The following is an 8,111-nucleotide window of genomic DNA, read 5'->3' on the forward strand; positions in this document are numbered from 1 at the left end:
TAATGGACTATCAAGATCTATGAATATGAAAAGATAAACATGAAAATAAAATGAGAAAAGTAGCATTAATTACTGGTATTACCGGCCAAGACGGTTCCTTCTTGGCCGAATTCCTTTTGGAGAAAGGATATGATGTACATGGCACCATTCGCCGCTCATCTGTTGATTTCAGGGAACGGATCGCGCATTTGGAAGGCCATCCCGCTTTCCATCTTCACTATGCGGATCTAGGGGATTCCACGAGTCTCTCGCAGGTGGTGAAGAGGGTAAAGCTTACGGAGATTTATAACCTCGCTGCGCAGAGCCATGTGCAAGTCTCTTTTGATTCACCGGAGTTCACGGCTGATGTGGATGCTACCGGGGTATTACGTATTCTAGAGGCGGTAAGGCAAAATGATCTTACGGGTACTTGTCGTATTTACCAAGCCTCTACTTCCGAATTATATGGGAAGGTGGAGGAGGTTCCTCAGAATGAGAAAACGCCTTTTCATCCGTATAGCCCCTATGCGGTGGCGAAGCTGTATGGTTATTGGATCGTAAAGGAGTATCGGGAGGCTTATCATATGTTTTGCTGCTCGGGTATCTTGTTTAACCATGAATCGGAACGACGGGGCGAGACTTTCGTGACTCGTAAGATCACGTTGGCTGCCGCACGTATCGCACAAGGGAAACAGGACAGGCTTTTATTGGGTAATTTATCGTCGCTTCGTGATTGGGGGTATGCCAAGGATTATGTGGAATGTATGTGGCTGATCCTTCAAAATGAGAAACCGGAGGACTTCGTGATCGCTACGGGTGAGCAACATTCCGTACGGGAGTTTTGCGAATTGGCTTTCCGTTATGTGGGCTTTGAATTGTACTGGCAAGGTGAGGAAGAAAATGAGAAGGGAATCGACCGCAAGACGGGAAAGGTGCTGGTGGAGGTATCTCCCGATTTCTATCGTCCCACCGATGTGGTTAATCTTTGGGGAGATCCATCGAAAGCGAGACGTGAGCTGGGGTGGAATCCGCGAAAGACTTCTTTTGAGCAACTGGTGAAGATAATGGTGGACGCGGATATGGCGAAGGTGGCCGTGGAACGTGCCTCTGCGCATGTTCGTACTAATTTGGCTGAGTATCTAGAGAAGGGCATCGTGAAATGATGGAGAAGAACGCTAAGATATATGTAGCCGGCCATAGAGGATTGGTCGGCTCTGCCATTTGGGAGAATCTGGAAAGAAAGGGATATGAGAATCTGGTAGGACGTACGCATAAAGAGCTGGACTTATTGGATGGCATCGCTGTCAAGCGCTTTTTTGATGAGGAACAGCCGGAGTACGTGATTCTCGCAGCCGCTCATGTAGGGGGGATTATGGCGAATAGTAAGTATAGGGCTGATTTTATCTACCGGAACTTACAGATTCAGCAGAACGTGATTGGTGAGAGCTTTCGCCATGGGGTCAAGAAATTGTTATTTTTAGGTAGCACTTGTATTTATCCACGTGATGCGGAGCAGCCGATGCGAGAGGACGCTTTGCTGACTTCTCCGCTGGAGTACACGAATGAGCCGTATGCGATCGCCAAGATCGCAGGGTTGAAAATGTGCGAGAGTTTTAATCTGCAATATGGTACGAATTATATCGCTGTGATGCCGACTAATTTATATGGCCCGAATGATAATTTTGATTTGGAACGTAGCCATGTATTGCCAGCTATGATACGGAAGATCCATTTGGGCAAGTGTTTGAATGAGGGAGATTGGCAAGGTGTTTGCCGGGATTTAGATGCCCGTCCAGTGGAGGGTATTGATGGACATTGCTCCCAAGAGGAAATTCTTTTGGTTTTGGCTCGTTATGGGATCTCTTCGGATAAGGTGGAGCTATGGGGAACTGGTAAGCCGCTTCGAGAGTTCTTATGGAGTGAGGAAATGGCAGATGCGAGCGTATATATCATGGAACATGTGGATTTTAAGGATACTTATTCGCAAGGAGATACTGATATCCGTAATTGCCATATTAATATAGGTACCGGGAAGGAGATTTCGATCGCTACTTTGGCAGATTTGATCGTGAGAACAACCGGTTATCGAGGTAAGGTAGAGTTCAATCCCACAAAACCGGATGGAACTATGCGTAAATTGACCGATGTGACCAAACTGCATGAGTTGGGATGGCATCACCGGGTGGATATAGAGGATGGCGTGAGAAAAATGTATTATTGGTATCTAAGCGCTGTTATAAGATAAATGATTGCTTATGGATACGCATGTTGTTATTGCCTGAATACCTTGTATTCGGTTTTTATATGTATCTTTGTGAGAAAACAATAGATATATGATAGCTGAAATTAAATTCAAGAATATGTTCTCATTCAGAGATGAGACAGTTCTTAGCTTTGAGGCAGATAAGAGTAAGGATTTGGAGTCATATCATGTTGTTGAGCTGGCTCCGGATGTAAAATTACTTAAGTTAGCTGTCATTTATGGAGCCAATGCCTCAGGAAAAAGTAATATTATTAAGGTTTGCGATTTTATAAGGTCCTTTATAACTTGCACTCCACTTAATAAAGCGGAGCTAATTAAGATTGTTCCGTTCTTGCTAAATAGAACAAGTAAAGAACAAGCATCAGAGTTTTCTGTTTCATTTTATGCCATGAATGGAGACAAGGCTATCAGATATGTCTATTCCGTATTGTTGGAGACTACGCACATTGTCCGGGAAACCTTGATTTATTATCTCAGTCAACAACCGGCCACTGTTTTTGAACGTAGCATGGAAAACAATGTCTCTTCCATCAAATTTGGTCAAAAAGTTAAAATCAGTACGGCTGCAAAAGAGGAAATAACCTTAAAGTGTTTACCTAATATGTCTGTCTTTGCAGCTTACATGCAGGTAAATACCAATATTGCAGAAATGGAAACAGCCCTTCAGTATTTGACTAAACAAATGATGCCTGCGATAGTACCTACATCATCACTTAGCCGCTATGCAGAAGAGGCAATTAAAAAAGAAACTGCCAAAGAATATATCCTAAGGTATTTGCAGGAAGCAGACTTCAATATTTCGAATATTTCTTCAAAAGAGCAGGAGACTAAAAAGGGAGTAGTAAATTATACCATGTATCAGCACAAGGTCTCTTCCGGGTTGGGGGGGAATGATTACTATGAGTTCCCGGAGTTGTATGAATCAGATGGTACCATACGAACATTCGGCTTGGCATCCCAGATACAAAATAGTATTGGAAGCAATGCATTCCTTGCTGTAGATGAAATAGAATCATCTCTTCATCCTAAGTTGATCGAATATATGATTGAACGTTTCTTGAAGGAGTCAAAGCAAGCTCAGTTACTGCTTACTACTCATTATGACGGTCTGTTGGGGGAAGAGGATCTGCTTAGAAAAGATAATATCTGGTTCGCCGAGAAGAACACAGATGGAGCCAGTGTACTATATCCTCTAACTGATTTCAAAGGCTTGAATAGAATAAGCTCTCTACAAAAGGCGTATAAGTTTGGTAAATTTGGGGCAGTTCCTAATCTATAAATACCGGCCTTATGAGAAACGTTAGAAAGAATATTGCCACTAGACAAGTCATTCATATTGTGGGTGAAGGACTGACTGAATTGTTTTATTTCAGTCATCTTAAAAAGTTTCTAGGCTACAGATACTCTATATCTCCACGTCTGTTTGAGAATAATAGTATCGAGAAGATTGATAAAAAGATAAAGGAGCTTCTAAATGAAGATGTATTTGTAATCTGTGTTTTTGATGCCGATGTTAGCAGACGATCAGATGCTGAAAATAGGAAGATGGCAGCTCTGAAAAAGAAATATGAGAAGAATGGTAATGTTATTCTGTGCGACAGTTTGCAATCAATCGAATATTGGTTCCTTTTGCATTTTGAGGATACTTGCCGTCATTTCCTAGATTCAGCAGCTACAGAAAGGGCTTTGAAGCGCTATCTTCCAACATACGGCAAAACACGTAAATATCTGGAAAAAGATAGCTGGGTAAGGGATATGATTGCAGATGCAAAAATGATTAAAGCTTGTGAACTTGCTGAGAAGTATCAAGGTCGAGATTCATATAGTGAGATTTATAAAGCTATTAAAAAAGTAAAAGAATAGTAATCCATAATCTATTCTCTATCTTATCTCCAAGCTCTCCGGTCTTCTTTTTCTCCTTAGGGGTAGTAAGAAGGCCGGTTTCTTTATCGTCTATCCTTTATCGCATTGAATGTCCTCTTCCCTTTTAGATAAAATGCCAGAATTAAACTGTCCCGCATAAGTTCCGGGATGGTGCTCAGTGTTCTTTTCTCCAGATTCTCTTTACGCTTAGGCGTATATTCCGGTTTGAGTTGGTGATAGGCTTTTCTTGCCTCATAAACAGCTTTGGCGTTCGCGAAATGTCCTTCCAGCAGGAACTTCGCGGCGGCGATATAGTCCAGCCAAAAGCGGACACACATCACATGCTTTAGATCTTCTTCCCGGGAATTCTTGTAAAGCATCAATAAGCTGTTTCGGAAATTCAAGAAAGTCTTGCGGGGACTTTCTGCGTTCAAGGTGGCTCCACCGACATGGTAAACGATGGATTGTGGGACGCATACCAACCGATATCCCCGGGAACGTAAACGCCAACACATATCGACTTCTTCTTGATGTGCGAAAAATCCGGCATCCAATCCCCCGACTTCCTTATACGTAGCCGTACGAACGAATAAGCAGGCTCCTGTCGCCCATAAGATATCGGCGGGAGTGTCGTATTGCCCCTCGTCCTTTTCCACGATATGCAAGATTCTCCCCCGACAAAATGGATAGCCGTATTTATCAATGTATCCTCCGGCCGCACCTGCATACTCGAAGTATTCTTTATTTCGTTGAGCCCGTATTTTGGGTTGGACACAAGCGATTGACGGATCAGAGTCGAGAGTGGCAATCGGGGCATCTAACCAATTGGGAGTAACTTCTACGTCGCTGTTTAATAAAACGCAATATTCATGGTCGAGCCTTTTGAGCGCTTGATTATATCCTTCGGCAAAACCATAATTCTGGTTGAAGGAGATAATGCCGACGGTCGGGAATTTTGCTTTCAACATCTCGATCGAGTCATCGGTAGAACCGTTATCTGCTACGATAACCTCCGCCCATTCCGGAGAGTTGGATACGACGGAAGGAAGGAATTCCTCCATTAGCTTTCTTCCGTTCCAGTTTAAGATGACAATCGCTACTTTTTTCATCCTTGTTGCTCGTGTTTATGTTTCCAACGTTTATGGGTCCACAGCCAGTAAGCCGGGTCACGCAAGATCATTTTCTCTAAAAGTCGTGCGTATCGCTCGGTGATGTAATTCTCCGGAGTCTCTTTTGGATTCTCCGTAATCAGCTTCATGTCTACGGTGTAATATCCTCTTTTTACCTTTTGGGTATCGAGGAAGATCACAGGCAGGTTCAGTTTCCGTGCGATACGCTCCGGACCGGTTAATATGGCCGTATCTTGATGAAGGAACTCGGTCCAATAATGCAGGTTCGCCTTGCTGGGTGTCTGGTCCGCCAAGAAGATGACGACTGAGCGGGTCTTGTCTTGTTTTAACTTGATGATATCCCGTATCGTATCGTTTTTCTTGATGCCGAAAGAACCGAACTGTGTCCTGAGATCGGCGAATAGCTTATCAAAGGCCTTGTTGTTTAACGGACGGTATATCTGATAGATGCGTGAGTCCTCAAAGCGAGTGGTCGAGCCGGAAAACCATTCCCAGTTGCCATAATGCCCCATCGTGAGGATGAAGCAAGTATGGCCTTTCGCCATAAGTTGGTCAACCAATTCCGGGTTCCTCAGATAAGCACGCTGTTGTATCTCATCCAGAGAGATATGGGCTAGTTTAATCGTTTCTACGATATAATCGGCGAAATGATGATAGAACCGACGTTCTAATTGGCGTAATTCTGCCTTGGATTTATCCGGGAAAGAGGCGGTTATATTACGGCGCACTACTTTTACCCGGTATCCGGCTATCTTATAGATAAGGACATATAGGATGTCTGATAACACGTATAAAGCTCGCATGGGAAGTAAGGCGTGTACTTTTACCCAGCTATAAAGAAAGGCATATTGTATTTTATCCCACATCTTAGTTGACGGTTGATGATTGATTGTTGACTATTAATGCGGTGCGATCCTCATTCCAGCCGCCTAGTACGACTTTGCGGGTCTCATTGACCAAAGCGGCATCATAAGGGATTTCTACCTTTATATAGTTCTCGGTGAAACCGTGCATTTTGCCGTCTTTCTTGGTGTGTTCGAATAAGACATTCGCTTCTTGTCCGATATGGGCCTCATAAAAGGCATGAAGTTTCTGGTCTGAGATATCCAAGAGTTGTTGACTGCGTGCGTGTTTGGTCTTTGGGTCTACTACATAATCGATCTTCAACGCTTGGGTACCCGGGCGTTCCGAATAACTGAACACGTGCAGTTGGCTTATATCCAAGCTATCGATGAATTGGCGGGCCTCCTCGAAGTACTCGTCTGTCTCGCCACGGGTTCCAACGATTACGTCTACGCCAATGAAAGCATGCGGCATTACTTCCTTGATCTTTTCGATCTTATGACGGAAAAGAGCGGTGTCGTAACGGCGGCGCATTAATTGCAAGACAGCATCGCTACCGCTTTGCAAAGGAATATGGAAATGAGGAGCGAAACGTTTGCTATGGGCCACGAAATCTATGGCCTCGTCGGTAATCAGATTCGGCTCGATGGAAGAGATACGATAGCGTACGATTCCCTCTACCTCATCCAAAGCCCGGATTAAGTCGATAAAGGTCTCGTCGGTACTTTTGCCGAAATCCCCGATATTTACCCCTGTCAATACGATCTCCTTTCCTCCTTTACGTGCGACTTCCTGCGCCTGTTCCACCATGCTGGCGATCGTCCCGTTCCGGCTTCTTCCGCGGGCGAAGGGTATGGTGCAATAAGAGCAATAATAATCGCATCCGTCTTGTACTTTCAAGAAATGACGGGTACGGTCGTCCGCCGAGCAGGAAGGGGAGAAGGAACGTATATCCTTGCTTTGTGAGGCGATAACAGTTCCTCCGTGTTCTTTCTTCTCTAGGTTCTCCAGATATTGAAGGATCTCTAATTTCTGTTCGGCGCCAAGAACCAAGTCCACGCCTTCTATATGGGAGACTTCCTCCGGCTTCAACTGTGCGTAGCAACCGGTCACCACGATAAAGGCACCGGGGTGTTGCTTGCTGATCCGGCGGATCGCTTGCCGGCATTTCTTGTCGGCTAGTTCCGTTACGGAGCAAGTATTCACCACGCATATATCCGCTTTTTCCCCGGGACGCACCTTGCGTACCCCTTGTTCGGCTAATAGCTTTCCAATGGTAGAGGTCTCCGCGAAATTTAGTTTGCAACCCAGCGTATAATAAGCGGCCTTTTTATTGTTAAATACGGTCTGATCTATCATTTTCGATTTAGTTAGAGTGCAAAGGTACTAATTAAGCCCGGATTAGTAAAGAGTTCGGATTGAGATGGACTTAAAAACTCTTTACTATTGCATAAATAGTTTTCCGGAAGCCTATCTATTCTTCTTTACTATTGGATATATTCTACAAACCACGTCGTGGTCTGTGCGATTCACGTCGTGGTCTGTATAAACCATGACGTGGTCTGTAAAAACCATGCCGTGAACTAAGGAATAGATACAGTCAAGCAACATTATTTATGAAGACTTGTTATCGAATAGTCCTTGCTGCGGCCTTGTTTTGTTTATTGTGCCGATAGAGGAAATACGGTAACTAGGGCTCCACTAAGATTAATACCGGATTGTTATCATTCTCGGGTTGCTCCCAATCGATTAGGTAACGGTTGTCGTTTGAGATGTATTTGGGAGTGAAATAGGCTTCTTCGGGAAGTTCAAATGAGTTTTCCGGGTATATGAATTGTACATAGGCTAATTGCTTCTCCGCTATATCATAATATAATGTATAGGTATCTTTATCGGAGAAGTTATGCATATAGAGCCGGTCTCCGATTTGCCCGGGTGACTATGCCTAAATTTACTTCACAGATTTTACTGTTATTTTCTAAGGTACTTCACATCTTAGAGAACCTTCTCCTGAAAAACTTCACGGGGTTGAA

Annotated in this window: 8 protein-coding genes; 4 read left to right on the forward strand and 4 right to left on the reverse strand. The window is 43.9% G+C overall.

All coding sequences use genetic code 11. The annotated features are described in order from the left end of the window. Nucleotides 1–50: 50 nt before the first annotated feature. From gmd to BHV83_RS04965, 4 genes are all read left to right on the forward strand, one after another. Nucleotides 51–1,142: a GDP-mannose 4,6-dehydratase gene (gmd, locus tag BHV83_RS04950; RefSeq protein WP_286756588.1), complete on the forward strand. Its 1,092-nt coding sequence runs from the start codon at nucleotides 51–53 to the stop codon at nucleotides 1,140–1,142. Beyond that, nucleotides 1,142–2,224: a GDP-L-fucose synthase family protein gene (locus BHV83_RS04955; RefSeq protein WP_008778095.1), complete on the forward strand. Its 1,083-nt coding sequence runs from the start codon at nucleotides 1,142–1,144 to the stop codon at nucleotides 2,222–2,224. The genes gmd and BHV83_RS04955 overlap by 1 nt, the downstream gene beginning before the upstream one ends. 88 nt (nucleotides 2,225–2,312) lie before the next feature. Further along, entirely contained in the window at nucleotides 2,313–3,521 is a 1,209-nt protein-coding gene (locus BHV83_RS04960; RefSeq protein ID WP_005865557.1) for an AAA family ATPase, read from the forward strand. Between the two features lie 11 nt (nucleotides 3,522–3,532). Beyond that, a complete protein-coding gene (locus BHV83_RS04965; protein WP_122382840.1) occupies nucleotides 3,533–4,105 on the forward strand; it encodes an RloB family protein in 573 nt (190 codons plus the stop codon). Between the two features lie 83 nt (nucleotides 4,106–4,188). On the opposite strand, the gene BHV83_RS04970 is transcribed toward BHV83_RS04965, so the two are convergent. From BHV83_RS04970 to BHV83_RS04985, 4 genes are all read right to left on the reverse strand, one after another. Further along, nucleotides 4,189–5,214 (reverse strand): glycosyltransferase family 2 protein, encoded by a 1,026-nt coding sequence (locus tag BHV83_RS04970; protein ID WP_158532758.1) that lies wholly within the window; start codon nucleotides 5,212–5,214, stop codon nucleotides 4,189–4,191. Beyond that, nucleotides 5,211–6,101 (reverse strand): lysophospholipid acyltransferase family protein, encoded by an 891-nt coding sequence (locus tag BHV83_RS04975; protein WP_158532759.1) that lies wholly within the window; start codon nucleotides 6,099–6,101, stop codon nucleotides 5,211–5,213. The genes BHV83_RS04970 and BHV83_RS04975 overlap by 4 nt, the downstream gene beginning before the upstream one ends. Nucleotide 6,102: 1 nt before the next feature. Then, complete coding sequence (gene mtaB, locus BHV83_RS04980) at nucleotides 6,103–7,437, reverse strand: tRNA (N(6)-L-threonylcarbamoyladenosine(37)-C(2))-methylthiotransferase MtaB (protein WP_005865565.1); 1,335 nt, start codon at nucleotides 7,435–7,437, stop codon at nucleotides 6,103–6,105. A gap of 331 nt (nucleotides 7,438–7,768) precedes the next feature. Further along, nucleotides 7,769–7,987 (reverse strand): hypothetical protein, encoded by a 219-nt coding sequence (locus tag BHV83_RS04985; RefSeq protein ID WP_286756594.1) that lies wholly within the window; start codon nucleotides 7,985–7,987, stop codon nucleotides 7,769–7,771. Nucleotides 7,988–8,111 lie beyond the last annotated feature (124 nt).

The organism is Parabacteroides sp. merdae-related_45_40, assembly GCF_001915675.1.

What these genes read in the sequence shown, in the direction of transcription:
- BHV83_RS04970 (WP_158532758.1), bottom strand. Translation starts at nt 5,214, where the DNA reads ATGAAAAAAGTAGCGATTGTCATCTTAAACTGGAACGGAAGAAAGCTA.
- mtaB (WP_005865565.1), bottom strand. Translation starts at nt 7,437, where the DNA reads ATGATAGATCAGACCGTATTTAACAATAAAAAGGCCGCTTATTATACG.
- BHV83_RS04960 (WP_005865557.1), top strand. Translation starts at nt 2,313, where the DNA reads ATGATAGCTGAAATTAAATTCAAGAATATGTTCTCATTCAGAGATGAG.
- BHV83_RS04955 (WP_008778095.1), top strand. Translation starts at nt 1,142, where the DNA reads ATGGAGAAGAACGCTAAGATATATGTAGCCGGCCATAGAGGATTGGTC.
- BHV83_RS04985 (WP_286756594.1), bottom strand. Translation starts at nt 7,987, where the DNA reads ATGCATAACTTCTCCGATAAAGATACCTATACATTATATTATGATATA.
- BHV83_RS04965 (WP_122382840.1), top strand. Translation starts at nt 3,533, where the DNA reads ATGAGAAACGTTAGAAAGAATATTGCCACTAGACAAGTCATTCATATT.
- gmd (WP_286756588.1), top strand. Translation starts at nt 51, where the DNA reads ATGAGAAAAGTAGCATTAATTACTGGTATTACCGGCCAAGACGGTTCC.
- BHV83_RS04975 (WP_158532759.1), bottom strand. Translation starts at nt 6,101, where the DNA reads ATGTGGGATAAAATACAATATGCCTTTCTTTATAGCTGGGTAAAAGTA.